General features: G+C 70.0%; 23 protein-coding genes and 1 tRNA gene. 20 read left to right on the top strand and 4 right to left on the bottom strand.

Annotated features, from left to right (window positions below):
• Window positions 1–257: 257 nt before the first annotated feature.
• The gene (locus NX801_RS01005; protein WP_258784796.1) at window positions 258–3,038 is read left to right on the top strand and encodes a condensation domain-containing protein; all 2,781 of its coding nucleotides are present in this window, start codon (window positions 258–260) and stop codon (window positions 3,036–3,038) included.
• A gap of 149 nt (window positions 3,039–3,187) precedes the next feature.
• Complete coding sequence (locus NX801_RS01000; RefSeq protein WP_258784795.1) at window positions 3,188–4,213, top strand: DUF2332 domain-containing protein; 1,026 nt, start codon at window positions 3,188–3,190, stop codon at window positions 4,211–4,213.
• Between the two features lie 872 nt (window positions 4,214–5,085).
• On the opposite strand, the gene NX801_RS00995 is transcribed toward NX801_RS01000, so the two are convergent.
• Entirely contained in the window at window positions 5,086–6,183 is a 1,098-nt protein-coding gene (locus NX801_RS00995; RefSeq protein ID WP_258784794.1) for a hypothetical protein, read from the bottom strand.
• 526 nt (window positions 6,184–6,709) lie between these two features.
• On the opposite strand from NX801_RS00995, the gene NX801_RS00990 reads away from it, so the two are divergent.
• The 7 genes from NX801_RS00990 (at window position 6,710) to NX801_RS00960 (ending at window position 12,199) form a co-directional block, all read left to right on the top strand.
• Complete coding sequence (locus NX801_RS00990; protein ID WP_258784793.1) at window positions 6,710–6,895, top strand: hypothetical protein; 186 nt, start codon at window positions 6,710–6,712, stop codon at window positions 6,893–6,895.
• A gap of 56 nt (window positions 6,896–6,951) precedes the next feature.
• Window positions 6,952–7,716 carry an FAD-dependent thymidylate synthase gene (thyX, locus tag NX801_RS00985; protein ID WP_258784792.1) on the top strand — a complete coding sequence of 255 codons (765 nt, stop codon included), beginning with the start codon at window positions 6,952–6,954 and terminating at the stop codon, window positions 7,714–7,716.
• A gap of 19 nt (window positions 7,717–7,735) precedes the next feature.
• Window positions 7,736–8,314: an LOG family protein gene (locus NX801_RS00980; RefSeq protein ID WP_258784791.1), complete on the top strand. Its 579-nt coding sequence runs from the start codon at window positions 7,736–7,738 to the stop codon at window positions 8,312–8,314.
• Complete coding sequence (locus NX801_RS00975; RefSeq protein ID WP_309505755.1) at window positions 8,308–9,363, top strand: isopenicillin N synthase family dioxygenase; 1,056 nt, start codon at window positions 8,308–8,310, stop codon at window positions 9,361–9,363. Before NX801_RS00980 ends, NX801_RS00975 begins: the two co-directional genes overlap by 7 nt.
• Before the next feature lie 54 nt (window positions 9,364–9,417).
• On the top strand, window positions 9,418–9,912 hold the full coding sequence (locus NX801_RS00970; protein WP_258784789.1) for an ATP-grasp domain-containing protein: 495 nt from the start codon (window positions 9,418–9,420) through the stop codon (window positions 9,910–9,912).
• A gap of 213 nt (window positions 9,913–10,125) precedes the next feature.
• Window positions 10,126–10,650, top strand: a complete 525-nt coding sequence (locus NX801_RS00965; RefSeq protein ID WP_258784788.1) for a hypothetical protein — start codon at window positions 10,126–10,128, stop codon at window positions 10,648–10,650.
• A 73-nt stretch (window positions 10,651–10,723) separates the two neighbouring features.
• Window positions 10,724–12,199, top strand: a complete 1,476-nt coding sequence (locus NX801_RS00960; protein WP_258784787.1) for a uracil-xanthine permease family protein — start codon at window positions 10,724–10,726, stop codon at window positions 12,197–12,199.
• 39 nt (window positions 12,200–12,238) lie between these two features.
• Here NX801_RS00960 and NX801_RS00955 read toward each other — a convergent pair whose 3' ends face one another.
• Window positions 12,239–13,327, bottom strand: coding sequence for a hypothetical protein (locus NX801_RS00955; protein WP_258784786.1), 1,089 nt, complete (start codon window positions 13,325–13,327; stop codon window positions 12,239–12,241).
• Between the two features lie 34 nt (window positions 13,328–13,361).
• On the bottom strand, window positions 13,362–14,396 hold the full coding sequence (locus NX801_RS00950; RefSeq protein WP_258784785.1) for a LuxR C-terminal-related transcriptional regulator: 1,035 nt from the start codon (window positions 14,394–14,396) through the stop codon (window positions 13,362–13,364).
• 301 nt (window positions 14,397–14,697) lie between these two features.
• On the opposite strand from NX801_RS00950, the gene NX801_RS00945 reads away from it, so the two are divergent.
• From NX801_RS00945 to NX801_RS00910, 8 genes are all read left to right on the top strand, one after another.
• Window positions 14,698–15,819, top strand: a complete 1,122-nt coding sequence (locus NX801_RS00945; RefSeq protein ID WP_258784784.1) for an ATP-grasp domain-containing protein — start codon at window positions 14,698–14,700, stop codon at window positions 15,817–15,819.
• A gap of 7 nt (window positions 15,820–15,826) precedes the next feature.
• Window positions 15,827–17,044 carry an MFS transporter gene (locus NX801_RS00940; protein WP_258784783.1) on the top strand — a complete coding sequence of 406 codons (1,218 nt, stop codon included), beginning with the start codon at window positions 15,827–15,829 and terminating at the stop codon, window positions 17,042–17,044.
• A gap of 52 nt (window positions 17,045–17,096) precedes the next feature.
• On the top strand, window positions 17,097–18,353 hold the full coding sequence (locus tag NX801_RS00935; protein ID WP_258784782.1) for an ATP-grasp domain-containing protein: 1,257 nt from the start codon (window positions 17,097–17,099) through the stop codon (window positions 18,351–18,353).
• Window positions 18,354–18,407: 54 nt separating this feature from the next.
• Window positions 18,408–18,848, top strand: coding sequence for a PPOX class F420-dependent oxidoreductase (locus NX801_RS00930; RefSeq protein ID WP_428986029.1), 441 nt, complete (start codon window positions 18,408–18,410; stop codon window positions 18,846–18,848).
• Between the two features lie 27 nt (window positions 18,849–18,875).
• Window positions 18,876–19,457, top strand: a complete 582-nt coding sequence (locus tag NX801_RS00925) for a cysteine dioxygenase (protein ID WP_258784781.1) — start codon at window positions 18,876–18,878, stop codon at window positions 19,455–19,457.
• The gene (locus NX801_RS00920) at window positions 19,457–20,623 is read left to right on the top strand and encodes a class I SAM-dependent methyltransferase (protein WP_258784780.1); all 1,167 of its coding nucleotides are present in this window, start codon (window positions 19,457–19,459) and stop codon (window positions 20,621–20,623) included. The genes NX801_RS00925 and NX801_RS00920 overlap by 1 nt, the downstream gene beginning before the upstream one ends.
• Window positions 20,616–21,581: a DMT family transporter gene (locus NX801_RS00915; protein WP_258784779.1), complete on the top strand. Its 966-nt coding sequence runs from the start codon at window positions 20,616–20,618 to the stop codon at window positions 21,579–21,581. Before NX801_RS00920 ends, NX801_RS00915 begins: the two co-directional genes overlap by 8 nt.
• Window positions 21,582–21,679: 98 nt before the next feature.
• Window positions 21,680–22,453 carry an alpha/beta fold hydrolase gene (locus NX801_RS00910; protein ID WP_258784778.1) on the top strand — a complete coding sequence of 258 codons (774 nt, stop codon included), beginning with the start codon at window positions 21,680–21,682 and terminating at the stop codon, window positions 22,451–22,453.
• A 447-nt stretch (window positions 22,454–22,900) separates the two neighbouring features.
• Here the strand turns inward: NX801_RS00910 and NX801_RS00905 are convergent.
• Window positions 22,901–22,972: transfer RNA gene (locus NX801_RS00905), tRNA-Arg, on the bottom strand.
• A gap of 158 nt (window positions 22,973–23,130) precedes the next feature.
• Between NX801_RS00905 and NX801_RS00900 the strand changes: the two genes are divergently transcribed.
• The 3 genes from NX801_RS00900 to lysA all read left to right on the top strand — a co-directional run bounded on the left by NX801_RS00900 (window position 23,131) and on the right by lysA (window position 26,015).
• A complete protein-coding gene (locus tag NX801_RS00900; protein WP_258784777.1) occupies window positions 23,131–23,526 on the top strand; it encodes a response regulator in 396 nt (131 codons plus the stop codon).
• Between the two features lie 71 nt (window positions 23,527–23,597).
• Window positions 23,598–24,566: an ArgS-related anticodon-binding protein NrtL gene (gene nrtL / locus NX801_RS00895; RefSeq protein WP_258784776.1), complete on the top strand. Its 969-nt coding sequence runs from the start codon at window positions 23,598–23,600 to the stop codon at window positions 24,564–24,566.
• A gap of 57 nt (window positions 24,567–24,623) precedes the next feature.
• On the top strand, window positions 24,624–26,015 hold the full coding sequence (gene lysA / locus NX801_RS00890; protein WP_258784775.1) for a diaminopimelate decarboxylase: 1,392 nt from the start codon (window positions 24,624–24,626) through the stop codon (window positions 26,013–26,015).
• The last annotated feature ends 420 nt before the right edge of the window (window positions 26,016–26,435 follow it).

Raw genomic sequence — 26,435 nt, 5'->3', positions numbered from 1 at the left:
CCTCGGTCCCGGCCTCGACCACCGCCCGCCAGGAGGAACTGCTCCGCCGGGCCCGGGCCCGCGCTGCCGCCCGCCCCGGCGCGGCCTCCGGGACTACGGGTCCCACCGGATCTACGGGATCCACCACGTCCACGGGATCCACCACGTCCACGGGGCCCACCGAGCTCGGGTCCACCACCTCCGCCGCCCCTCCGGACACCGCCCCCGGAGCCGCCGGGCCCTCCGGGGCCGACGGGCCCACTGCCGACACCACCCCCATGAACACCACCTCCGCGAACACCGCTCCGGCGTCCGCGTCCACCGGGCCGGTGCCCCTCTCCCACGCCCAGCGCCGGATGTGGCTGATGGACCGCCTGGGCGGCGCCGGGGCGGCGTACAGCGTCCCCTTCGCCACCCGGTTGCGCGGGCCGCTCGACCTCGACGCCCTCGCTGCCGCGCTGACCGCCGTGGTCCGCCGCCACACCGCGCTGCGCACCCGGTTCGCGGAGCACGACGGCGAGCCCAGCCAGCAGACGCTGCCCGCCCCCGACCGGCTCGCGCTCACCGTCGAGGAGTGCCCCGAGGCCACCGCCCCGGCCCGGCTGGCCGAGGAGGCGCGGCGCCCCTTCGATCTCGCCGCCGGCGCCCTGCCCCGGGCCCTGGTCCTGCGGCACGGGGAGCGGGACCACACGGTTCTGCTGACCTTCCACCACATAAGCGTCGACGGCGCCTCCCTCGCGACGGTGGCCACCGAGCTGACCGCCCTGTACACCGCCGCACGCCACGGTGGCGAACCCGGGCTGGAGCAGCGGCCGCCCTCGTACGCCGACCACGCCCGCCGCGAGAGCGCCGCCGCGCACACGGACGGGCTGCGCCACTGGACCGGGCGGCTGGCGGGCGCCGCGCCCGTCCGGCTGCCCCGCCCGGCGCCCGGGGCGCCCGGGGCCGCCGGGACCGCCGTCCACCCCCTGGCGGACGGGCTGCCCGAGGCCCTGCGCGCGCTCGGCACCCGGCACCGGGCCACCCTGTTCACCCTCGCCCTCGCCGCGGCCTTCGCCACCCTGCACCGGCTCACCGGCGAGGACGACCTGCTGATCGGCGTCGCCGGTACCCACCGCAGGGGCAGCGGCATGCGCGGCCTGGTCGGACTGTGCGTCAACACCCTGCCGATCCGGGTGGACCTCTCCGGTGACCCGTCCTTCACCACCCTGCTGGAGCGGGTACGGGACGCCCAGCTGACCGCCCAGGAACACGGCGACGTCCCGTTCGACCTGGTCCTGGAACGGCTCGGCGCCACCGCCCGCGACCCCGACGGCACGGCGCTGGTCCGCTGCACCGCCGATGTCCTCGGTGAGCCCACCGTGCTGCGGCTGCCCGGCTGTACGGCGGAGTACGTCGACATCGCCACCGGTGACGTCAAGTTCGACCTCACCTTCGCGCTGCGGGACACCGACCGGCCGGCCGCCGTCGTCCGGCACGGGGCGGCGCTGGACGAGGCGACCGCCGCCGCGCTCGGTGCCGCGCACGCCGCCCTGCTCGCCGCCGTGGCCGCCGACCCGTCGCTGCCGCTCTCCCGGCTGCCCGCCGCCGCTTCCTCCGCGTACTCCCTCGCCGCCCGCCACCCGGCCGAGGAGGCGCTGCTCTCCCATCCGGCCGTCGCCGAGGCCGCCGTGGTCCACCCGGACGGCGGTCCCCTGCTGGCGTACGCCGTGCTACGAGGCGTCTCCGGCCCCCCGCCCGCCGAGCTGCGCGCCTTTCTGCGCGGCCGGCTTCCGGAGGACCGGCTGCCGGCCGCGGTCACGCTGCTGGACGCCCTGCCCCGTACGCCCGGCGGCGACCCGGACCGCACCGCCCTTCCGGGCCTGCCCGCCGCCCCCGCGCCGACCGGCCCGGCCGCCGAGGCCGTCACCGAGGGCTTCCGGACCCTGCTCGGCCGCGCCCCCGGCCCGGACGACGACTTCTTCGCCCTGGGCGGCGGCTCGCTGACCGCCGTCCGGCTGGCCGAACGGCTGCGGGAGGCCCTGCGCCTGCCACTCACCGGGCTCGACGTCCTCCAGGCCCGCACCCCCCGGGCGCTCACCGCCCTGCTCGCCACCCGGGCAGCCGAACGCGCGGCGGCCGCGCCCACCGCGACCCGGCCCCGGCGCCCCCGTACGGGCGCGGTCCTGGTCACCGGGGCCACCGGTGGGGTCGGCACCTTCGTCCTGCGCGAACTCGCCGCCCGGGGCCGCCCGGTGCTCGCCCTGGCCCGCCCCGAGTCGGCCCATCTGATCGCCGCGGCGGGCCTGGACGGCGTGGACGTCCTGGAGGGCGACCTCGCGGACCCGGACGGGCTGCGCGCCGCGGTGCGCGAGGCGGACGCCGTCGTCCACGCCGCCTGCACCTTCACCCGCCACGACACCGACCTCGCGGCCATGGCGGCGATGGCCGGTGCCTGGCGGCGGGGCCCGTTCGTCTTCGTCAGCAGCGTCGACGCCTACGGCCACCCCGGCCCGGACGAGATCACCGAGGACACCCCCGCCGCCGAACCGCTCAGCCCCTACGGCCGGGCCAAACGCGACTGCGAGGCCCTGCTGTTGCGCGCGGCCGGCACCGAGGGCCGGGGCGCCGCCCGGGCCGTACGCGCCCCGCTGGTCTGGGGCGCCCACGACCGCCTCCGCGACCAGCTCCGCTGGGGCGCCACCGGCTCCCTGTACCAGGCCGCGGCCGAGGGCCGGCCTCTGGTCGTCCCCCGCCCCGGCGCCGCCGGCCGCCCCTGGTACGGGGCGCCCTGGGTGCACGCCGCCGCCCTGGCCCGCGCCGTGGTCTCCTGCCTGGACGCCCCCGTGACCGGCGTGGCCAACGCCGTCGGCGGCCATGTGGCCTGGCGCGACCTCGCCGCCGAACTGGCCCGCCTGCTCGGCAGTACGAGCGAGATCCACGAGACCGACCAGGTCCCCCAGGACCTCGACCACCCCTGGCACTACCGCGCCGACCACCTCGCCCCCGCCCTCCACCCGCACCCCGGCGAGGACTGGCGCACCACCCTCGCCACCATGACCCGACCCCCCGCCCCCTGATCACCCCACCACCCCGGAGCCCGCCCGATCCCCCCGGACCCGGCGGGCTCCGCGCCGCCCATCCACCCCGGTGAGGCGGCTCGGCCACCGGCCCGGGCGAGCCGAGTGCGGTGGCCTAAGCTGCCGTACGGTCGGCGGAAAGGGGCGCGGTGGTGGACACGGCGGAGCGGTACCGGCGGTTCGCGGCGATGGAGGCGCGGGGCCACTCCCCGGCGTACGAGCGGCTGACCGCCGCGATCGCCGACGCCCCACCCCTGCTGGCGCTGATCGACCAACTCCCGGCGGACAAGCGGCAGCCCAACCTGCTGCTGGCCGCGGTGCGCTATCTGGACGGCCCCGTCGACGGCTTCGCCGCCTTCCGGGAGTGGACCACCGCCCACTGGGCCCGGGTGCGCGCCACGATGCTGGAGAGGCGGACCCAGACCAACGAGCCGGGCCGGTGCTCCGTCCTGCTCCCCGTGCTGGCCCGGCTGCCCCAGCCGCTGGCGCTCATCGAGGTCGGTGCCTCGGCCGGTCTCTGCCTCTACCCCGATCGCTACCGCTACCGCTACGACGGGGGAGACACGTTGGGCCCCCCGGACAGCCCGGTCGTCCTGGAGTGCGGCACGGCCGGCGCCGTTCCGCTGCCCGCCCGGCTGCCGGAGATCGCCTGGCGGGCCGGTGCCGATCTGAACCCGCTCGATGTGGCCGATCCCCGGGACACGCGCTGGCTGGAGTGCCTGGTCTGGCCCGAGCAGCACCAGCGCCTGGCCCGGCTGCGGGACGCCGTGCGGATCGCGCGGGCCGAGCCCCCGGTGCTGGTCCGCGGCGACCTCAACGAGACCGTCCGCGACCTGGTCGCCGCCGCCCCGGCGGGCGCCACCCCGGTCGTCCTCCACAGCGCGGTCCTCGCCTACCTGCCACCCGAGGAACGCGAGACCTTCACCGCCACCATGCGGGAGCTGGGCTGCCCCTGGATCTCCAACGAGGCCCCGGGCACCCTCCCCGCCGTGGACCGCCGGCTGCCGCCCGGCCCCGGTCCCGACAGCCTGCTGTTCACCCTCGCCCTGAACGAGCACCCGCTCGCCCGCACCGGCCCGCACGGTCAGCACCTGGAGTGGCTGCCCACGCAGACCGTGCCTCATGAACGCCAAGAGCCGCGCGTGCGCCCCACAGATCGGCGCTCGGTGAACTGACGACGCGTCAGGTCGACGGTGCCGGAATGCTGCTGCGGTGATCAAGTGCCCGGTGTGAGGGGGCCGATGCGGGTGAACGCGTGCGCCGAAACAGCCGGGGCTGGTGCGCGGGGTGCGGCAGGTTGTGAGGGAGCGACGGACAGCAGAGTCGCTTGCGTTTCGGTAGGTGCAAGAAAGGCGCTGATCGGCATTTCTGCCGATCAGCGCCTTTCTTGGCACTTCTCGCGAAGTGCCCCCGGCAGGATTCGAACCTGCGCACACGGCTGCGGACAGCAATGATGTCCTCCCACTCGTTGATTCAGCTCGGGCGCGGCAGGAGGAAGGAGACCGGGAAGGCGCCGAGACGCTCTACCGCCAAGCGGCGGATGCAGGCAACGCTTTCGCCCTGGCTGCCCTCGCCCGGATGCGGGAAGAAGCGAGGGACCGAATCAGCGCCGAAGCTCTCTACCGTCAGACTGCTGATGCCGGCTTGGCCTGGCTCGTCAACCCTGCACGCCGGTGGCCATACGGGCTGAATCCCGACGGCGCCCCTACACCTCCGTGGGGGGAGCGACCGTGAATAAGGGCGGCCGTCGTGTGGAGTTGTGAGGTTGAGTTTGGGATGCGGCCTTTCGGCACGTGGGCAGGTAGTGGCGGTGGACTATCAATGATGTAAGGGATCGCCGGTTTGGCCAACCGGCGATCCCGAGCTATGTTGCGCTGCCCGACTCGTACGCTCTTGGTTCAGGGCGGGCGCCGTTTGTGGATGGGCAGGATGCTCAGGGCCATGACGGTGCCGTCGCCGTGGAACGAGATCGGGCCGTTCCATTTCCCGGCTGCATCGGTGGTGTTTATTTTCGAACGGAGTTCGTAGGCCGTTTGCCGGTGCTCTTCTACGCGGCCGTCTCTGATGAGTTCGTACAGTTCGGGACCATACCGGACAACGCCTCGATGCGTACGGTCTCCATGCGGAAGACGTGGTCCGTGCCGACGAATTTCGTATCGCCGACCTCGATGTCTGCGTCGTGGAAGCTGGATGTGGCGGCGAACGTGGGCGCGGCGTAGTGCTTTTGTCCTTGGCGTGCGGTGAGGTACCGGGCTGTGGTTGGTCCTCCGCCCGCGAATGCGGTCAGGCCCGCTGTCGCGGTGCGGGTCAGGAGTTGACCGAACCAGCTGAGGTCGTTCTCGGGCACGTGGAATCCGTCGACGGTCCGCGCCCTTTTGCCTCCACTGGCTGGTATGCGTATGGCGCTGGGGTAGGGGATTCCGGACTTGTCTCGGATTTCCTCGTCGGCGTTTCCCTTGGCGCCCGGTACACGGAGAGGCAGAAGCGCCTCGCCGGGTGATTGCAGGATGTTGACCACGACTTTGCCCTGGCCGATGAGTTCGGTGGACAGCATCAGGCACGGTGTGGTGTTCCACGGGCCGATCTGCATGCCCTCGGTCAGTTCGGAGCCCTTGACCAGCTGCTGGATCGTGGTGCTGCCGGTCCGGCTGGTCCGCTTGCTCGGCTTCTGGTGGTTTCCGCGGCAGGCCACGAACGTGACCTCGACGAGGTGGTCGGGCCGGGGCCGTGAGCCCTTGTTCCGCTGAGAGACGCTCTCGGGCCAGCCCGCTCGCAGCACCGTGCTCGTGTCCACGACCGACACGATGTGGTCCGGGTAGCGCTGCTGCACGATGTGTTCCGCCACGGCGAGCCCGAAGCCGACGGCCAGTTCCCGGGCCTGCATGCCCTTGTACCAGCGCTCGGAGCTGCTGCCTTTCTCGGTGAGATCCATGGAGCCAGCGCGATTGCCGTCCAGCGCCTCGCAGTACTTCAGACTCGGCCAGTGCTCCGCGAGCCCGCGTCCCATTCCCTGGCTGGCCAGCATGTAGCCGCGCGACAGGGCGTGCAGCACCTGCCACGGCGTCAGATGGACCAAGGCCGGACGCATCTGCTCGGCAACGGCATGGGCCAGCGACACGGTCGCGGAGATGGCGCGGGCGCGCACGCCGAAGGAGACGGCCCTCCTGTGTCCCGACAGCCGGGGCCGAATCCGGACGAGCGCGTAGCTATCACGAGCGAACCGTGGACGGTACGCCGGTATGCCGGTAGACGGCCGACGCGTGGTGGTGCGGGTGCGGAGCCTGGGGTGCCCTGACTTCGCCGCCTCCTGTGTCTTCACCCAATCCAGGCTGCAACTTCGCCGTCCACCGCGGCCAGGGGGAGAGTGCGGGGATTCCGGCCCCCGCCGCACTCGTGAGTCTCTGGGGCCACAGCGCCACCAGGACGCGCCCTCACTCGGAGGTGCCGGCGTTCACGGTCACCCGCAGGAGGCGCGTCGGTCATGGCCCCTGCCCACTGCCCGGACGCCCCACCCAAGCAGGGGGTCCTTGCTCTGGCAGCCCTCGAACCTGTGATCAGGTTCGTACTTCTGCAGTGCACAAGTCTGATCCTACAGCGCACCCCTTGCTTCTGAAGAATGGGAGCTGTGAGCGGGAACCCGCCACAGAGAGTCATACGGGGGCACGGGGGAAATGAAGAACATCGGTTTTCAGACATCCATCTCGACTGATTGCCGCACTATGCGAGCCGTCGTCATCGCCGCCGTCGTAGGCGCCATCGCCATCGCCGATGTCCAGTCGGCCAGTCCTTCCACAGCCGTTGCAAGCGCGACCGTGGCCACTGCGGAGTACCCGCTGAACGACCACGGCTGGGACTGAGCTCCGGCCCACCGGCCGACCAACGAACTTACGCCAATCCAGCGGAGGTATGAACGATGACGATCAGCCCGTCCATTGAGAGCGAGACCATCGAGTCGACGGTCCTCGGCCCGGAGATCGAGCTGCGCAGCCATATCAGCGTGGAGCTCGTCGACCACACAGCTTCGGACCTCGGGGTGGTTCGGGCGGCACGTGTCTCGACCGCCGGCGAGGAGGCGCATCGCGAGGAACGAGGCGACGAGTACATCGGGGGGCTCATCCGCTATTTGATGCGGAGCCGTCACGGCAGCCCCTTCGAGCACAATTCGATGACGTTCCTCGTGCACGCACCGATCTTTACGATCCGCCATATGATGCGCCACCGGATGTGGTCCTTCAACGAGGAAAGCGCGCGCTACAAGGACCTTGAGAGCGTATTTTACGTACCGGATCGCGACCGAGCGCTGAAGCAGGTGGGAAAGCCCGGCCACTATCAGTACGTGCCGGGTAGCGAACAGGACTACGAACTGGTCAGCGAGGCCACCAGCCAGGCTTACCGCGCCGCTTTCTGCGAGTACCAGCGCATGCTGGACGCCGGAATCGCCCGCGAACTCGCCCGTGTGGTGCTGCCCGTGGCCACGTACTCCACGGTGTACGCGACCTGCAACGCCCGCTCGCTCATGCACTTCCTCGGGCTGCGCACCAACCGCGCCGACGCCACCTATGTGTCCCACCCGCAGCGGGAGATCGAGCTGGTGGCCGAGCAGATGGAGGCGCAGTTCGCCCGGCTGATGCCGCTGACCCACGAGGCTTTCGAGAAGTTCGGACGCGTGAGCCCCTGACCGGCCGGAGGACCACATTATGCGCGTCACCCTTTACGCGGGATCGGCACTGGGGAACCGGCCGGTCTATCAGGAGGCGGCGAACGCCTTCGCCAAGGAACTGGTCGCCGGCGGTCACGAGATCGTCTACGGCGGGGGAGCCGCCGGACTCATGGGCGTCGTCGCTGACTCCGCCCTGGCGGCCGGCGGCAGCGTTACCGGAGTAATGCCCAAGCATCTTGTCGACGCGGAGGTCGCCCACCGGGGGCTGACCCGACTGCACATCGTCGACACCATGCACCAGCGCAAGCAGATGATGGCCGACCTGGCGGACGCCTTCGTGGCTCTGCCGGGCGGAGTGGGCACGGCCGAGGAGATCCTCGAGGCATGGGCGTGGCTGGTCCTCGGCCACCACACCAAGCCCATGGCGCTGCTGAATGTCGAGGGCTATTGGGACCTCCTGGTGCGGATGAACGCCCGCATGTCCGCCAGCGGATTCCTCCGTGAGCAGGAGGTCAACACCCTCGCGCCCGTGGGTGACGCGGACGAATTCTTCCAGCTCGTACGGGACTGGGAACCCCCGCCGCCGCGCTGGGCCCGAAGCGAAAGCAGGTGTTGAGCGTGAGTCTGAATCTGGACAGTGCGGTTGGGGAAGCCGCGGAAGTCACCGTCGTCGACGGTTACGTCCCGGTCATCGACCTATCGTCCGCGCGGTCGTCGGAAGCGGCGGACCGCCGGCTGGCCACTGTGATCGACGAGGTCTGCCGTACCAGCGGATTTCTGGTGATCGTGGGCCACGGGGTTCCGGAGCACACGATCTCGGAGATGTACCGAGCCACTCGGGAGTTCTTCGCGCTGCCGATCGAGAAGAAGGCTGACCTCCTCGCGGATCCCGCCGATCCGCTGATGCGCGGCTTCGGTCGTAAGGGCAGTCTCGCCGCGTCCAACGCGGACGCCCTGGTCGAGCGGGAGCGGGCGCTGCCCGACATATCGGAGACCTTTACGGTCAACAGGCTGGGCGAGCCGGACGGGCCCCGGATGCTCCCGGCGGAAGCAGATCCCGCCCTGGCTACCCCCAACAAGTGGCCCGTGGACCCCGGGTTCGCCGAGGCGTACCGCTCCTATTACGCGGCCATGGAGGTGTTGGCGGCGGACATTATGCGGCTGTTCGCGCTGGCCCTGGAGCTGCCGGAGGACTGGTTCGAGGAGAAGATCCGCCGGCACATGACCAACCTGACGGCGAACTACTACCCGCGCCAGTCGATACCCCCCGCCCCGGGCCAGCTGCGCAAGGGCGTGCACAGCGACTGGGGCAGCCTGACCATCCTCTATCAGGACGAGGGCCCCGGCGGCCTGCAGGTGCAGGACAAGTCGGGGCAGTGGCTCGACGTGCCGTACATCGAGGGATCGTTCGTCGTGAACATCGGCGACTTGATGGCGATCTGGACCAACAACCGCTGGGTGAGCACCGTACACCGCGTCGTGAATCCGCCGCGGGCGCTGGCCGGCACGGAACGGTACTCGGTGCCCTTCTTCCATCAGCCCGCGTACGACGCTCTCATCGAATGCATCCCCACGTGCACCGGACCGGACAATCCGCCGCGGCACGCGCCGGTCCGCTCGGGCGACTACATCGTCGGCAAGTTCGGCAGAGCCTACGGCGGGTGATGACGTGACTCGCTCGGCGATCACGCATGACATCGGTGAGGGCGAGGGGACAACATGGGCACGGCAGTCCTGCTTCTGGGTGCGGAAGGGCTCGCGGCTGAGCAACGGGTCCGAGCGGCCCGCCAGCTGGGGGTCGGGCTCCATGTCGCGACCACCCGGGCGCTGTACGAGCAGTGCGGTGACCGGCTGCGCAAGCAGCTCTCCGGTGTCGTCTTTACCGACTTCCACATCCCTGAGTGCGCCGTCGACCACCTCGCCGCGTATTACCTCCGGGAAGGCATCGGTGCGGTGGCGGTGAGCAGGGATTCCCTGTCGCCCACCGCCGCCGCGCTGAGCGCCCGGCTGCGTCTGCCGGGCCACGACCCCGACCGGGCCAGCGCCGCCTGCAACAGGTGGCATATGGCGCAGGCGTTTCGCGAGAACGGGGTACCCAGCCCGTTCACCCTGGTCATCGGCTCCCCCGAGACGGCCGACGAACAGGTGCGCGCGGCAGAACTGGAGGGGTCCTCGTCGTCACACCCGCCAACGGTCCGGACGCCGCGGGCATGAGCGTGGTGGCGTCTCGCGTCGTGCTGCCCGGCGCCGTCCGGCGGGCCCTGATGTCCTCACGCGCATCGGGGTGCGGCGGCCCGTGCCACCCGGTGGCTCTCATCCAGGAGTACCTGGAGGGACCCGAGTACATCGTCGTGACCGTCCTGCACGGCGGCAGGCCCGAACACGTTGCGGTCATCCGGAGTCACCACCGGGGGACCGGTCCGCGAGGTGACCGGACGGACCGTCCCTGCCGGTGTCGAGGCGTACACCGAGGCAGCAATCCTCGCGGCGGTGAGCCTCGGGCTGGAGGTGCTGGGACTGCGTGATGGCATCGCACACACCAACCTGGCGTTCACATCCGAGGGGTCCAAGCTCATCCAGGTCGGGGCCGGACCACCGGACGGCGCCACCATGGAGATGATCGAACACGCGACCGGAGTGAACGTCGCCCGGACGTATCTCCAGGCCACCTTGGGACAGCCTCCTGACATCCGGCCCGCGCGCAGAGAGGCCGCCGCCGTCCGCTTCATCAGCACGGTGCACCACGGTGTCTTCCACGAGCTGACCGGCCTCTCCGTGAGCCCTCACGTGATAGCCGTCCGCTCCTGCGCGGAGCCGGGCGAGCTCGTGGGTGACACGTATGTGACACACACCCGCCTCGGCCACCTCATCGTCGTGGCGGCGACCCCGCCCCAGGCCGACGCGTACGCCGACCGCGCCGTGGAGGGCATCTCCAGCCACGTGGAGGCGTGAGAGCGCGCTCGTGGCCCGGATCCCGGCGGGCGCTCCGCCGGACTCGGCGGCACACCTCACCACCGGAGGAACCATGGAAAGTACGCGCTCCCGCATACGGGGGCTCATCGGCGTCGGCTGGCGGCTCCACGGCGACGGCAGGGTGCCACGGCCGGGAGCCGCCGTGATGCCAGAGGAGCGGCTCTCCTGGCTGCGGACAGCGGGCCTGGGGGCGCAGCACGTCGTGGCCATGTTCGGAGCGACGTTCGTCTTCCCCGTCATCATGGGACTCGACCCGAACCTGGCCATCCTGATGTCCGGGTTCTCGACGGTCCTCTTCCTGCTCGTCGTTCAGGGCAGGATCCCCAGCTACCTCGGCACAAGCGCGTCCTTCGTCGGCGCGGTCGTCGCGATCCGGGACGCCGGCGGCAGCACGTCCACGGTCACCGGCGCTCTGCTGGTTGCCGGACTGGTGCTGGCGTTGGTCGGCCTACTGATTCACTACCTCGGGCCAGACCTCGTCAACAAGGCGTTCCCGCCCGCCGTGTCGGGCGCCGTCGTCCTGCTCATCGGGCTCAGCCTGGCACCCGTGGTCGCCACCATCTACTGGCCCCAGGACCAGTGGGTGGCACTCGCCACCATGTGCGTGGTCGTCGCGACGGGTGTGCTGTTGCGCGGATTCTGGAGCAGACTCGCGGTATTCGTCGGGCTGGTCTTCGGTTACGCGCTCTCCTGGATTCTGGACCGGGTGGCGGGTCCCATCACGGCGCCTGGGCCGACCGGGGCGGTGAGCAGCCACTTCCGGGTGCAGCTCCAGGACGTCGCGTCCGCCGAGTGGTTCGGCCTGCCCTCGCTGCACGCCCCCTCGTTCAGCGCCTCCGCCGCCCTGCTCGTCCTGCCGGGCGTGATCGCCCTGGTCGCGGAGAACACCGGCCACGTCAAGGCGGTGGCGGAGATGACAGGCCGTGACCTCGACCCGGTACTTGGCCGTGCCGTGTTCGCCGATGGCCTGGCCACAGCGGCCTCCACCGCGGTCGGGGGCGCCCCGACAACCACGTACGCAGAGAACATCGGGGTCATGGCCGCCACCCGGGTCTACTCCACCGCCGCCTACTGGATGGCCGCCGCCACGGCCCTGGCCTTTGGGCTTTGCCCAAAGTTCGGCGCGATCGTCGCGGCCACTCCCGGTGGGGTCCTCGGCGGCATAACCGTCGTGCTGTACGGGATGATCGGACTGCTCGGCGCCAAGATCTGGATCAAGGCGTCGGTGGACCTCGCGGACCCGGTGAACCTGGTGCCCATAGCGGCGGGTTGCGTTCTGGGCATCGGCGGTGTCTCCCTCACGATGGGGAGCTTCTCGATCAGCGGCATCGCCCTGGGCACCGTAGCCACACTCGTCGGCTACCACGTGCTCGCCCTGGCCGGCGGACGGGTCGCGCCCGCCCGGGACCGCAGGCCCGCCGCCGAGCCGGTCCCGGTGGGCCACCTACCGGCCGCGGGGGGAGCCGGGCGGCTGCACGACGCGGAGTGGGAAGACGAGCCGAAGGCGAGCAGGGTGTCGTCGTCCTAAGCACGCACACTGCTCACCGTAGGCGGCATGAGGCTACCGTCAGGTCGCCTCACGCCCCGCCGCGTCCTCGTTGTCGCATGAACAGCTGCCCACCGAGCGGCCCAGCTTGTAGCCGAGTTGGAAGCGTGTCTCCACCCTGAGCTCTTCCTTGAGCTTGGCGAGGTGCGAGGCGTACGCGCGGGTGCTGAGCCCTATTCTCTTGGCGATCGCCTTGTCGCTTTCCCCGTCGATGAGACACTTGATGATCGTCTCTCTCAGGACGGAGCTGATACTGCTCGACTCGTCCGGACTGCGCGATCCCTTGAACGGCCTGGCTCTGAACCAGTTGCGCTCGAAAACCCCCACGAGGAAGCGGACCACGGCAGGTTCCTTGATCGCGATGGCCTGGTCTCTCTCACTGTCGGCAGGGATGAACGCGAGACGGCGATCGATGATGATGGCCCGGTCCAGAAGCTCATCGACGGTACGGAACTCCGCACCGTAGGACGTCATTTCGGCTACAAACGCACGCGTTGGCCCGTCGTGCCAGGCTGTGTGCTGGTAGAGCGTTCTTACTTGCACCCCCCGGTCGAGCAGTGCAGCGGTCTGATGACGCACGGTCTCCAGCGTCGCCTTGGGCCGTCCGCCGCCTGGCTGTGCGGTGAACAGCTCCTCCGTGCACCGTTCCACGGACTCACTGATGATCGCGTTGATCGCGGCCTTGCCCTCAATTCTGACGAGGCGCTCCGTGCTCATTGTGCCGGAGCCGCGACCCGACTCCTGGATCAGGGGCCGCAGCATGTTCGACAGGTTGTGTGCCTCCTCCAGCAAGGTCAGCGCCTCGGAGCGGAGCATCGCCCCAATCCGCGCCTCCACGGTGGCGGGGTCCACGGCGGCCACCTTCTCGACGCCGGACGCGTCTTCGCGCACCATCCCCATCTCCAGGAGCTCTCTGAGTAGGTGCGGGTCCGTGACACCGTCCGCACGAGTGCCGGAGTTCTCCGGTGCGTCCTCGCGGTCCAGTTCCTTGCGGACCAGGTTGACGTACGTCGCACGTGCCTCTGCGGTGGGTCTCACCGCGCCTGGCCTCGCTGTGTACACAGTCGACTCCTCTGAGCTGACGATCGCAAAGTGGGGAGTGTAGCTCATTCACATGGCCAGTTATCGAGCATATTTTCGAATCTCACTCCTCGCTGCCGCTGTCCAAGCGGAGGCCCAATTTCCATATGCGATATCCGACTTGGAACCTGCTCTCCGCGTCCAGCTCGTCCATGATGCTCTTCATGTGCCGGCGCAGGGTGCGGGGCGCCATGCCTAGTCGCTGGGAGATCACGTCGTCTTTGAGGCCAGCCGCCATCAGTCGCAGAATGGTGACCTGCAGCTCGTCGGTGGGCCGCTGCTGCTCCTCCTCCTGGGCGTCGAATACCCGCCCCGATTGCCACATGCCCTCGAACATCCGGTACAGGAAGCCCACGACCGTCGGGTCGGTGACGACCGATGCCCCCGGGGGTCTGCCGGGCGAGCGGGACTGCGGTACGAACGCCGTCTCGCGGTCGAAGATGACGATTCGGTCGAAAACCTCGGCGGCTGTACGGATTTCACCACCTGCGCCTGACACTGCCCGGACGTACGTCCGCGTTGTCAGGCTGGCACGTGCGGTGTGCTGGTACAGGGTGCGCAGCGCCACGCCGCGCTCCAGCATGGCGAGGCTCTCCGCCACGATGCTGTGGAGCGTGTCGGCATTGCGACCGCCACCCGGCTGCATGCTCACCATTTCCTGAGTGCACAGGCGGGTCATCAGGGACAGCTCCTGTCGTACCTCAGCGGCCTCATGGATGACACGTATGCCCTCGGGGCGCCGTCCGCTGCGAGTGCTCTCCGCGAAGAGCAACGCCAGAGGGCGCAACTGTCTGTGCAGCGAGGCGAGTTCCTGCTGCCGCTCGCGGATCTCCCGCTCCAGTGGCGCGCGAATGGTCATTTCGGCGACGGTGGGATCGACCGGAATGAGCTCCCCGCCCTCACTCGCGGGCAGAAGCAGCCCGAAGTGCCGGAGGTTGTTCAGCGCGTCGCGGACCGCGCCCGCCGGCAGGTCCAGTTCTGTCTCGGCCTCGTGGACGTCCAGCACCGCACCCTTCCGCAGAACCCACTCATAGAGGGACAAAGAGTGCGGCCCGAGGGGCGGCACCACAACGCCGCCTTCTGCCCGTTCTTGTGCCATTTGTCGCCTACCTCTTCCGGCCGGACCGCCTTAGGACACCAAGTATCTCTTCCGTCGGGGTACGGGCTGCTGCCAGAGTCGGCCCATCGCGCTCCACGGCACGGCCCTTTTGAATGGCCGCGGTCCCCGAAAGGGTTGAGAAATGCGCAAGGTTGCGTTTTTGCGTTCCATTGAGATTCAGCAGACCAGGCCGTTCCTACAGACTCTCGGGTCGCGATTTGAGAGAGAGGGAATCGAGCCCAAGCTCTTCTACACGGACGGGATCTGCGGGCCGGATGACTTTCCCGGGGAATCCGAGAAGGTGCCGGGTGACATATCCGCTGGCGACCTCGCCAAGAAGGTGATCGAGTGGGGCGCGGACGGTGTGGTCTCTCTGTCCATCGCCGACGAGAACGCCCTGCGTGACGCGGTGGTGAAGCGCCTACTTAAGACTGTGGACATCGCGATGGTCGGCCACACCCTTGGCGCCACGAGCCTCGCGGCGAACAAGTGGGACACCAAGGCACTGCTCGACCGGCACGGATTCGACACCCCGCCTGGAGTGCTGGTCGACAACGACGTCCTGGCCGGGCGCGGACTGGCGATACCGGCCTACGTCGACTCGATTCTCCTCCAGGTCGCCGACATCGGTTATCCCGTCATCAGCAAACCGCTGTGGGACTGTATGGGCGTCGGCATGGTCGCCCTCTCCGACGAGACGGAACTGCTGGCGCACTTGGCGCAGCCACACCACGGCAATTTCATCCTGGAAAAGTGTGCGACCGGCGAGATCTGCTCGGTGGAGGTGGTCGGTGCCCAGGGACACTACTTGGTCCAGCCGGTCGTGTGGCAGGGCCCGGCGGAGGCCGGTCCGGTGTTCAACTTCGGCCGCCTGCGCTATGTGACACCGCGCGAGGCCGAGGACAGGGCCTTCGCCCCGCTGGCCGAGAAGCTGAAGCGGCTGTCCCGGCAGCTCGACATCGAGGGCGCCATCGGCCTGGACATGATCTACGAGAACGGCATCTACCAGATCCTGGAGATCAACCCACGCGTCACCGGGACGACCGTGCCGTGCGTCGCCGCCTCCGGGGTCAACACCTACGACTGCCTGCTCTCCATCCTGAACGGGACCTGGCCGGCCGGGATACACCGTGAGCCGGCCGTGGAGCGTGTGTGCCTGCAGTTCCCGGTCCGGGAGCTGTCCCCCGCGTTCGTACGGGACGTCACCCAGGAGCTCGACGTCGTTCGGACGCAGACGCTCACCATCGACGAGACCGAGTACCCCAACATGATCATCACCTGCGAACTCGGCGACCGGGACACACTCCCCGCCCGACTGGCCTCGCTCCAGCAGCGGCACGAATTCACCGACCCCGCCCTCTTGGCACAGATCTCCCGGGTGGTCGGCGTCGCGGACGTCTCTGCGAAGGGCGCGGGGAACTGACATGTGGATGGACGGATACCGCAAGGTACTCACCCGCCCGGGCATCACCCCGCTCATGATGCTGGGGACCCTCTCGAAGATCGCCATCGTTGCGATCCCCGTTGTGCTCAACCTCGGCGTCGTCCTCGGCCTCGGTCTCGGCTTCGGCGCCGCGGGCATGGTGATCGCGGCGTACGCCGTCGGCGTCGGCGTCGGCGGCCCCGTCCAGGGCCGAATGATGGACAAGTACGGGGCGCGCCCCGTCCTTCTGGTCTGCGCCGCCGCCCAGGTGCTCTTCTGGGGCTTCGGCCCCGTCATGCCGTACGGGATGCTCGTCGTCGGCGCCGCCGGATGCGGGCTGCTGAACCTTCCGGGGTTCTCGCTCCTGCGCCTGCGTCTCGCCGTCGCCATCCCCGAGGAGCAGCGGCACACCGCCTTCGCCCTGGACGCCATGACGTCCAACATCTCGTACATGGCCGGTCCGGCGCTCGGTGTGGTCGTCGCCACTACTGTCTCCAGCGACGCGTCCATGCGTGGCCTCGGCCTGGTCATCGCCCTCACCGGGGTGGGCCTGGCGGTGCTCAACCCGCAGGTGCGCGACGCGAAGGGCACCGCGACCGGGGGCCCTGGGCGGCGTCTGAAGTTCCGGGACTGGTTCACGCCCGCGCTCCTCCCGGTGCTGGCGGCCACCACGGCCACCACGCTGGCCACGGCGGGTTACGAGTCGGCGATCGTCGGTGGGCTCCGACACTCGGGGCAGGTCGAGTGGGCAGGGCTGGTGCTGACAGTCTGCGGCCTCTGCTCGCTGTTCGGTGCACTGATCTACGGCACGCTGAAGCGCTCGCCCGGCTTCGCCGTCATCACCGGGCTCGTCGGCCTGACAACCATCATCGGCGGATTCGCGACCCATGACTGGCGTCTGCTCGCGCTCGCCATGGTGCTGCCCGCGGCCCTGTGCTCACCTGCCTTCGCAGCGACGGGGAGCGCCGCCAGCGAACTGGCACCGGCAGGGGCCCGCGGGGTGGTGATGGGCTGCTACAGCACGGCTCTCACCCTCGGCAACAGCATCGGTGCCCCGCTTTCCGGCGCGGTGCAGGACGAGAAGGGCCCTGTCTGGGCCTTCGCCGTCGTCGGACTCACAAGCGCCACGCTTTCCGTCCTCGCGCTCCTCGGACAGAGTCGACTGGCCCGGCGGCGCGCCGCCGAGGATCAGCCGCCGCAGGTCATGGCCAACGCCTCCGCGTGACGTGCACATCACTACCGACTTCTCACATAACGAAACCAGTAGGGGGATCCCGGTGACCAACAAGCGTTATGTCGTCCTGGTCGACGCATTCGGCACAGCACGCTTCTTCCCGGAAGAGTTCCGGAAAGCCGGCTACGAATGCGTACGCGTCCAGAGCACGCCGGATTCCCCGGCGGCCTTCGCGGACTCGCTGGATCTCACGCTCTACGCCGACAACATCGTTCACACCGGAGACCTGGACGAGACGGTACGCGCCGTCAGCGCGTACGAGCCAGCCGCCGTCTTCGCCGGGCACGAGTTCGGTGTCGAGTTCGCCGACCGGCTCAGCGAGGCGATGAACCTGCCCACCAACGGCAGCAAGCTGAGCGCCGCGCGCCGCAACAAGTTTTCCATGATCGAGACCATCAAGGCCGCCGGCCTGCGAGGCGCCCGGCAGCTGCTCACCAGGAGCGCCGGGGAACTGGAGGATTGGCACCGTGACTTCGGCGGCCGCATCGTCGTGAAGCCGCTGCGGAGCGCCGGCAACAACGGCGTCAGGTTCTGTGACACCCCAGAGCAGAGCGCGGCCGCCTTCCATGAACTCACCGCGTCCGAAGACCTGTTCTCCGAGACCAATGACGCGGTCGTGGCCCAGGAGTACCTCTACGGCAGCGAGTACATGGTCAACACCGTCAGCCGGGACGGCCGGCACCACGTCACCGACATCATCGCCACCACGCGCATTTCCGTGAATGGCGTTCATGACATCAGTAACTCCGTGTACCTGCTGCCGCGCCGTGGTGAGGCCCAGGACCAGCTTGTTCCCTATGCCTTCGAGGTCCTGGACGCCCTCGGCGTGCAGCACGGCCCTTCCCACATCGAGCTGAAGCTGACCCCCGAGGGACCGGTGCTCATCGAGATGGGCGCCCGGATCAGCGGCGGCGACCTCCCGCACTACGTGCAGAAGGCGACCGGCCAGTCCCCGTTCGACTGGACCGTGGACGCCTTCGTACGGCCAGAGCGGTTCCACGCGCGGTGCGAGGACGACTACCGGATCGAGCGGTACTTCGCCTCGGTGGGGCTGGTCTCGCCCAAGACCGGCACGCTGAATTCCATGCGGTACCTCGACCAGATCGAGAAGCTGGAGAGCTTCCACGACCTGTCGCAATTCGTGCCGGTCGGCGGCACCGTCGTTCCCACGGTCGACGACTTCACCTATGTCGGCTTCGTGCGCTTGTTCCACGAGACGGAGGAGGTCGTGATGCGGGACATCGGCACCATCCACTACCTGGACGGCGACGGCATGTATGAACTCGCCGAGGAGCAGTGACCCTTCCCAGCCCCCCGGCCGCCCTGTGAAAGCCCCGTATGGAGCAAGGTCTGCATGCACCTCATGTCAGAAGCCGAGTGGCGCGCGTTCGTCCTGAGGGGTACCCGCACGGCGAAGCTTGCGACGCGGCGCGCGGACGGACGGCCGCACGTCACCCCGGTGTGGTTCCTCCTCGACGACACCACCGGCGGCCGGCCGCAGGTCGTCTTCACCACCTGGCACGCCTCCCTGAAGGCGAAGGCGCTGCGCCGGTCGCCTGCCGTTGCGCTGTGTGTTGACGACCAAGAACCGCCTTACGGCTACGTCATGCTGGAGTGCACCGCCCACTTCACGGACGACCCCCATGAGCTGAGGCACTGGGCGACCCGCATCGGCGGACGCTACATGGGTGAGGAACTCGCTGAACGGTACGGGATCCGCAACTCCGTACCGGGCGAGTATTTGGTCCGGGCCACCGTCGACCGTGTCATCGCCTTCGGCGGCATCGCGGATTAGTCACCCACCACGGAAGGTTGCTGCGTCATGCACCTGATGGAACGTATCTCCAGCGCGTTCGACACCCTGCTTCGCCCGACACCGCAGCAACTTCGGGAGGCCTGGGAGAACGTGGGCGCCTCGCTCGACGAGATTCTTCCGTACGCCGGTGATCCCGGCGTGTACCCGTACGGACGCAAGAAGCTCTACGCCTCCCAGGACATCGAGATCCTCGCCATGAACTGGGCGGCGCGCCGCCCGTGCGCTCCGCACGACCACGGGCAGTCGTTCGGGTGGATCAACGTCATGTCGGGCACGGTCCGACACACCTTGTACACCCTGGACCAGGACGACATACCGGTTCCGTTCCTCACGCGCGAGGAGCCGTGCGGCTCACGGTACTTCGCACCCCGCTCCGTGGTCCACAGCATGGAGAACCCGTCGGACGGGCTGACGGTGACCCTCCACCTGTACGCGCCGCCGATCACCGGCATGCGGGTCTACGACCTGGAGCGGTGCGCGGCCTGTGTGGTCAGTGACGACTGCGGCGCCTGGTGGCCGGACGAGCAGCGCCAGCTCGTCCGCAGGATCAAGCTCAGCCGTGCAACCGCCGGCGAAGGGGCCATGTGATGACCGCGAGAACCCAGCCGCACCACTCCGTCTCGCTGGAGATTGTCCTCGATCCCGGCACCAACGATCCGGCCCTCGCCATGCTGCTGACCCAGGGCTCGGTGGACATCGACTCCTTCCACCGCCTCGAGGACCGCCGCTGCCTTGCCGACGGCCGGACCCTCGCCAAGCGGTGCGTCACCCGGCCGGTCTGCCTCACCGCGAAGGGCGACGCCTTCCTCATAGTGATCTCCGGCCGGGCGGAATTCATCCCCCTCGCCGGCGGGACGCCTGCCGAGTTGGTCGGGGAAGGACAGGCACGCCGCCTGGAGCAGGGCGCATCGGCGGGCCTGAGGCCCAGCTCCGGAACGGAGACCTGTGTCGTCGTCGAGATCTCCGCCGCACCGGACGCGCTGATCGAGTGTCCCGAGCGTCTTCCGGAGATCGAGTCGATCCCTCCACTGCGTGACTACTACTACGGCTACTCCGACCGCTACGCGACCGTCTACGCCGCCGGAGCACCCCTGTGGGAACCCCCCGAGCCCAACGACGCGCTCGTACACGCGCTGGACGTGCTGGACATCGAGCCGTGCCCCGTCATTGACCTCGGCTGCGGCGAGGGGCGGGACTCCACCTACCTGGCTGGCCGGGGGTTCGACGTGGTGGGCGTCGACGTGGCCCGTCCTGCACTGACCAAGGCTCGGGAGCGCGCCGCCGCCTCGGGGGTCGCGGCCGCCTTCCTCGAACGGGACATCTGCGTCCTGGCGGACCTCCCCAGAGCCCGGTTCGCCCTCGCCGTCAACATGGGATGCCTGCACATGCTCCCGGACAGTGACCTGCGCTCGGCCCACCTGAGGCGGGTGCACGAGCTGCTCGTACCGGACGGGCTGTTCCTGGTGGCGCACTGCCGTGAGCGGTGGCTCGACGGGTTCTTCTCCGTGCCCGACTACGAGTCAGTGGGCCCCGTCATACCCGGACGCGTCATCCCGCGCCGCATCCGGCTGGAGGACGGCGGCACCACGGACATCATGCTGCCCCTCGTCCCGTACAAGGAGAGCCCGACGAGCGAGCTCATCGAGGAGATCTGCGCGCACGGGTTCGCGCTCGTTGCCGACCTCAGCAGCCGCACAGCCGCCTTCGGGAGCACCACGGTGCTGGCGTTGCGCAAGAGCGGCCCCCATGCCTGAGGCGCGCGGCCGGCCGTCCGCGTTCACCTGGGCCGTCTTCACGACTCTCTGTGTCGCGTGGGGCAGCACCTGGGTGGCGATCCGATTCGGGGTCACCGCGATGCCTCCGCTGTGGTTCGCCGCGACCCGCTTCATCGTGGCGGGTCTGCTCCTGCTCCTGCTCGCGCGGTGGCTCGGCGGCTGGCAGCGGATCGCGCGCCGCGACCTGCGACCGCTGACGGTGATGTCGGCAGGGGCGATCAGCGTCTGCTTCGGCCTCATCTTCTGGGGCGAGCAGTACATCGACTCGGGAACGGCCGGCGTCTTGGTTCAGGGGTTTGTGCCGATCGGCCTGTTCTTCTTCGCTGCCACGATGACCCGTGAGGTGATCGGACGGACCCAGTGGACCTCCCTAGGCATCGGTCTGTGCGGAGTGGTGCTCCTGCTGTACGGGCAGAGCGGCAGCGACTGGTCGTCGCGGAAGATCGTGGCCGCTCTGGCCATTGTGGTTGGCACGCTCGTTTACGACTGGGCGGGGGTCTACGGCGGCGACGTCCTGTCCCGGTACCCCGCGGCCCTGATGTCCGCCTTCGAGAACCTCGTGGGCGGCCTGATCCTGCTGCCCGTCTCCGTCGCCGTCGAAGGGGAGCGGATCTTCCGGCAGCCGCTGCCGGAGGAGGGCCCGGCATGGCTCAGCTGGGGATACTTGGTGCTGGTGGGCTCGGTGCTGGGCTTCACCGCCTACACGTACCTGCTACGGGAATGGGGACCCACCCGTACCTCCGCGTACGCGTTCGTGACCCCGGTCATCGCGCTGCTGCTCGGCGCGACTCTCGCGGACGAGCAACTGACGTGGCACCACCTCGCGGGAACGGCGCTCATTCTCGCTGCTGTGGCCGCGATCACTCGTGGCCGGAACAAGGCTCCTCGTGACACCCGGCCGAGCGATCCGGCCCCGGAGTCCGCCAAGGCCGCCTGACTTCCGGGCTTCGCGATGAGAAGAGCCCCGGCACGCCCTTACCCCGGTGGCGGTGGCTACGCTCTTGCCGATCAGCGATGACCGCAGGGGAGCGAAGAGTGCGTAACGCCACCGTGACGCCCGGAGGGGACCAGATCCGTTGGGTGGAACTGCCGGGGCAGGAGCCGGCCCGCGTCTATGTGCACGGCCTGGGCGCCACTTCACCCGCCTACTTCGCGGAAGCGGCTGTTCATCCGCTTCTCGCGGGTCACCGGTCGCTGCTCGTCGATCTCCTGGGTCACGGCATCAGCGACCGGCCCGCGGACTTCGACTACCGTCTCGAGTCCCACGCCGACGCGCTGGCTGCCGCCCTGACGTGCGCGGGCGTCTACGGCGCGGAGGTGATCGCGCACAGCATGGGCGGTTCCGTCGCCATCGTCCTGGCGACCCGTCACCCCCACTTGGTGTCCCGGCTGGTCCTGGTGGACGCCAACCTTGACCCCGTCACGCCGGTGCCCGGCGCCCCCGGGAGCAGCGGCATCGCCGCCCTCTCCGAGCTTGAGTTCCTGGCGGGCGGCTGGCAGCACATCAGCGACCTGGCGGGCCCCCACTGGTGGTCCACGATGCGCCTAGCCGGCCGTGAGGCCCTGCACCGCAGCGCGGTGCACCTCGCCCGTGGGACCACTCCCACGATGCGTGAGCTGCTGTTGGGGCTGCGGATCCCGCGCGCCTTCCTGTTCCCCCGGGCCGACGGCCCGCTCAGCGGTGCCGGTGAACTCGCGGAAGCCGGTGTGCGCGTGGCCGCGATCCCCGATTGCGGGCACAACATCATGCTGGACAATCCGGACGCATTCGTGCACTCAACCGCTGCCGCGCTCACGGCCGAGGGCTGAGAGCCTACCGAGCGGCTGACGGGCGCCGACACCCGTGAATGCGTTGCCGGCCGGCTAACCAACCGGACTGACCGTGCATAACGCGGGACCAGATGTTCACAAAGGGATTGGCCTGCGCAAGTCGAGATCCCTCCGGATCTCCGTTGTTCCTGGCCAGCGGCGATCAACCGCTCGACCACGCCGCGGATCTGGGCGATGGTGACGGCCGCGAGGACGGCACCTGGATCCAAGCTGATTGCCTCCAGCACGCACGACCGGTCCAGATGGTCCGGCCCGATTCCCAGCGCGGCCACGATCGAGCATCGAAGCTCTAGAGAATGTGTCGGAGGTGTGTCGCGAATACTGAGAGGCAACGAGAAAGAGCGGGAGTCAGTGAGACTGACTCCCGCTCTCTCGCATAGACATCCGCCCTGGGCACCTACGGATTTTCGTAGGTGGTCTGGCGAGTGCCCCCGGCAGGATTCGAACCTGCGCACACGGCTCCGGAGGCCGTTGCTCTATCCCCTGAGCTACGGGGGCATTCGCTGCGTTCTCGCGGCGACGGGTAGAACACTACCAGCTCCGGGAGGGTGTCCGTGACCGGGTGTTCGGGGAGGTGGGAGCGGGGGTGCTCGCTCGTGGGGGTGGAAGTGGGGAAAACCGGGGCGCGGGGCGGGGCGGGGTCCTACGCTCGAGGTGTGTCAGGCGTCCTTGGCCGGGTCCTCGTTGTGGACGACAACAGGGTCATCCGGCAGCTGATCAGGGTCAACCTTGAGCTGGAGGGCTTCGAGGTGGTGACCGCGGCCGATGGTGCCGAGTGCCTGGAGGTCGTCCACCGGGTGCGGCCCGATGTGATCACGCTGGACATGGTCATGCCCCGGCTGGACGGGCTGCGGACGGCGGCGCGGTTGCGGGAGGACCCGCGGACGAGCCATCTGCCGGTGGCGATGGTGAGCGGGTGCGGGCAGGCGGGGGTCAGCGGGGTGGACGCGTTCCTGGCCAAGCCGTTCGAGCCGGAGGAACTGGTGCGGGTGGTGCGGGAGCTGCTGCGGCGGGAGACGCCGGCGCCGCCGGGGAAGCAGACCTGTCGGTAGGGCGGCGGGCGGGGTGACCGCATCGCGGAACCGGTCGCGGGGGCGGCTCCGATCTCCCATACGCTGGGCGTGTGACCCCCGCCGAGCTCTCGCTGATCGTCCAGGACGCCGTGCGGCGTGCGATGGACGAGGGAGCGCTGAAGGGGGCCGGGCCGCCGTCCGGGATCACGGTCGGCCGGCCCCGCGCGGGCGGGTGCGGCGACTGGGCCAGCAACGCGGCGCTGCGGCTCGCCGGGCCGGTGGGGCTGCCGCCGCTGCGGGTGGCGGAGATCCTGCGGGACCGGCTGGCGGGCGTACCGGGCATCGAGCGGGTGGATGTCACGGGGCCGGGGTTTCTGAACTTCACGCTCGGCGGGGGCAGCGGCGCCTCGGTGGTCCGGGCGGCGCTGGCGGCCGGGGTCGGTGGCGGTGGCGGTGACGGGCTGCGCGGCTCGGAGGTCGTGCTGCGGGAGCCCGGGGAGGCCCGGGCCGCGGTGGTGACCGAGGTCGTGGCGCGGCTGCTGCGCGGGCAGGGGGCCCGGGTGGAGGTGCGGGCCGACCGGGGGGAGCGGCTGCGGGTGGTGCCGGCCGATCCGGACGTACGGCGGTACGGCGCGGACGCGGTGCGCTGGGCGCTGCTGCGGCCGGCCGGGCGCGACCGGGCGCTGGACCCCGCGCCGCTGCTGGTGCAGACGGAGGCCAACGGGCTGTTCACCGTCCGGTACGCCCACGCCCGGACCCGCGCGGTGCTGGGGAACGCCGAGGCGCTGGGGGTGCGCGCCGAGCCGGGGGAGGACGGGGACGCCCGGCTGCTGCGGGCGCTCGGGGACTGGCCGGAAACGCTGGCGGGGGCCGCGCGGCTGCGGGCCCCGGACCGGGTGGCCCGGCAGCTGGAGGCCGTGGCGGACGCGTTCCTGGGGTTCCAGCACACCGTGCTGCCCCGGGGGGACGAGAAACCCTCGGCCGCCCACCGGGCCCGGCTCGCGCTCGCCGAAGCCGCCGGGACGGTGCTGGCCGGCGGCCTGTCCCTGCTCGGCATCAGCGCACCCGTCCACCTGTGACCTCTGTGACCTCTGTGACCTCTGTGACCTCGTGACACGTGAACCTGTGAGAGAGACATGAGCCGTTCCGCACACCCCGCCGGTCCCCGCCACGCCGATGTGTTCCCCGAAGGCCACTACTCGGCCCCGCCCACCGACCTCAACGGCCTGGACGGCAAGGTCTGGGCCCGCACCGTGGAGCGCGGCGCCGACGGTGTCGTACGGGTCGGCGGGATCGAGGTCACCCGGCTCGCCGAGGAGTTCGGCACCCCGGCGTACATCCTGGACGAGTCGGACTTCCGGGCCCGGTGCCGGGCGTGGGCGGAGGCGTTCGGGCCGGACGCCGACGTGTTCTACGCCGGCAAGGCCTTCCTCTCCCGCGCGGTGGTGCGCTGGCTCACCGAGGAGGGGCTCAACCTGGACGTCTGCTCCGGCGGCGAGCTGACCACCGCGCTCGACGCCGGGATGCCCGCCGAGCGGATCGCCTTCCACGGCAACAACAAGTCCGACGCGGAGATCCGGCGGGCCGTGGAGACCGGGGTCGGGCGGATCGTGCTCGACTCCTTCCAGGAGATCGTCCGGGTCGCACACGCCGCCCAGTCGCTGGGCGTCCGGCAGCGGGTGCAGATCCGGGTCACCGTGGGGGTCGAGGCGCACACCCACGAGTTCATCGCCACCGCCCACGAGGACCAGAAGTTCGGCATCGCGCTCGCCGGCGGCCAGGCGGCCGAGGCGGTCCGCCGGGCGCTGTCGCTGGACGGCCTGGAGCTGATCGGCGTCCACTCGCACATCGGCTCGCAGATCTTCGACATGGCCGGCTTCGAGGTCTCCGCCCGCCGGGTCGTCCAGCTCCTCGCCCAGGTCCGCGACGAGCACGGCGTCGAGCTGCCCGAGATCGACCTCGGCGGCGGCCTCGGCATCGCGTACACCCCGGACGACGACCCCCGCGAGCCGCACGAGATCGCCAAGGCGCTGCGCGACATCGTCTCCCGGGAGTGCGAGGCGGCGGGGCTGGCGACGCCGCGGATCTCGGTGGAGCCCGGCCGCGCGATCGTGGGCCCGACCGCGTTCACGCTGTACGAGGTGGGCACGGTGAAGCCGCTGGAGGGCCTGCGGACGTACGTCAGCGTGGACGGCGGCATGTCCGACAACATCCGTACCGCGCTCTACGACGCCGAGTACACGGTCGCCCTGGTCTCCCGGGCCAGCGACGCCGGGCCGATGCTCAGCCGGGTGGTCGGCAAGCACTGCGAGAGCGGCGACATCGTGGTGAAGGACGCCTTCCTGCCGGAGGACGTGGCGCCGGGCGATCTGCTCGCGGTGCCGGCCACCGGCGCGTACTGCCGCTCCATGGCCAGCAACTACAACCACGCCCTCCGCCCGCCGGTGGTCGCGGTCGGGGACGGGCAGACCCGGGTGATCGTCCGCCGGGAGACGGAGGAGGACCTGCTCCGTCTCGATGTGGGGTGAGGGGAAGCTTCCCGCGAGGGGGACCGGGAGCCGAGGGGGAGTGGGGCGGGGGTCCCTCCGGACCGGGGGCCTTCCGGATCCGAAGGTCTTCCGGGTCCGGTGAGGGCCTTCCCGGCCCGGCGCGGCCTTCCGGACCCGGAGGTCTCCCGGCCAGGTGGGGTTCTCGGACGGCTGGGGTCCTTCCGGTCCGGTGGGGCCCCGGACCGGTGAGGACCTCGCGGTCAGGTGGGGGCCGATCCGCCCGGCGCGGGTGGGGCGATGAGAAGCTGGTCGGGGGGCGATGCTCGCGCGCGCCTCGCCCGGGCGGCCGCCCCGGTGCCCGAGGCCCGGGTGATGAAATTCATGTCTCAGGATCCGGACCGCGGGCGGAAAGCCCCGTCCGGTGAGTGAGACTGGTTGACATTCACGCTGGAGAAGGAA

Origin of the sequence: Streptomyces pyxinae (genome assembly GCF_024756275.1) — a bacterium.
Lineage (GTDB): Bacteria > Actinomycetota > Actinomycetes > Streptomycetales > Streptomycetaceae > Streptomyces > Streptomyces pyxinae.
This window is presented reverse-complemented; position numbering and strand designations above follow the sequence as displayed.

What these genes read in the sequence shown, in the direction of transcription:
- NX801_RS00990 (WP_258784793.1), top strand. Translation starts at nt 6,710, where the DNA reads ATGAAGAACATCGGTTTTCAGACATCCATCTCGACTGATTGCCGCACT.
- NX801_RS01005 (WP_258784796.1), top strand. Translation starts at nt 258, where the DNA reads ATGAACACCACCTCCGCGAACACCGCTCCGGCGTCCGCGTCCACCGGG.
- NX801_RS00925 (WP_258784781.1), top strand. Translation starts at nt 18,876, where the DNA reads ATGCACCTGATGGAACGTATCTCCAGCGCGTTCGACACCCTGCTTCGC.
- NX801_RS00930 (WP_428986029.1), top strand. Translation starts at nt 18,408, where the DNA reads ATGCACCTCATGTCAGAAGCCGAGTGGCGCGCGTTCGTCCTGAGGGGT.
- NX801_RS00940 (WP_258784783.1), top strand. Translation starts at nt 15,827, where the DNA reads ATGGACGGATACCGCAAGGTACTCACCCGCCCGGGCATCACCCCGCTC.
- NX801_RS00915 (WP_258784779.1), top strand. Translation starts at nt 20,616, where the DNA reads ATGCCTGAGGCGCGCGGCCGGCCGTCCGCGTTCACCTGGGCCGTCTTC.
- NX801_RS00960 (WP_258784787.1), top strand. Translation starts at nt 10,724, where the DNA reads ATGGAAAGTACGCGCTCCCGCATACGGGGGCTCATCGGCGTCGGCTGG.
- NX801_RS00970 (WP_258784789.1), top strand. Translation starts at nt 9,418, where the DNA reads ATGGGCACGGCAGTCCTGCTTCTGGGTGCGGAAGGGCTCGCGGCTGAG.
- NX801_RS00920 (WP_258784780.1), top strand. Translation starts at nt 19,457, where the DNA reads ATGACCGCGAGAACCCAGCCGCACCACTCCGTCTCGCTGGAGATTGTC.
- NX801_RS00980 (WP_258784791.1), top strand. Translation starts at nt 7,736, where the DNA reads ATGCGCGTCACCCTTTACGCGGGATCGGCACTGGGGAACCGGCCGGTC.
- lysA (WP_258784775.1), top strand. Translation starts at nt 24,624, where the DNA reads ATGAGCCGTTCCGCACACCCCGCCGGTCCCCGCCACGCCGATGTGTTC.
- NX801_RS00950 (WP_258784785.1), bottom strand. Translation starts at nt 14,396, where the DNA reads ATGGCACAAGAACGGGCAGAAGGCGGCGTTGTGGTGCCGCCCCTCGGG.
- NX801_RS00955 (WP_258784786.1), bottom strand. Translation starts at nt 13,327, where the DNA reads ATGAGCTACACTCCCCACTTTGCGATCGTCAGCTCAGAGGAGTCGACT.
- thyX (WP_258784792.1), top strand. Translation starts at nt 6,952, where the DNA reads ATGACGATCAGCCCGTCCATTGAGAGCGAGACCATCGAGTCGACGGTC.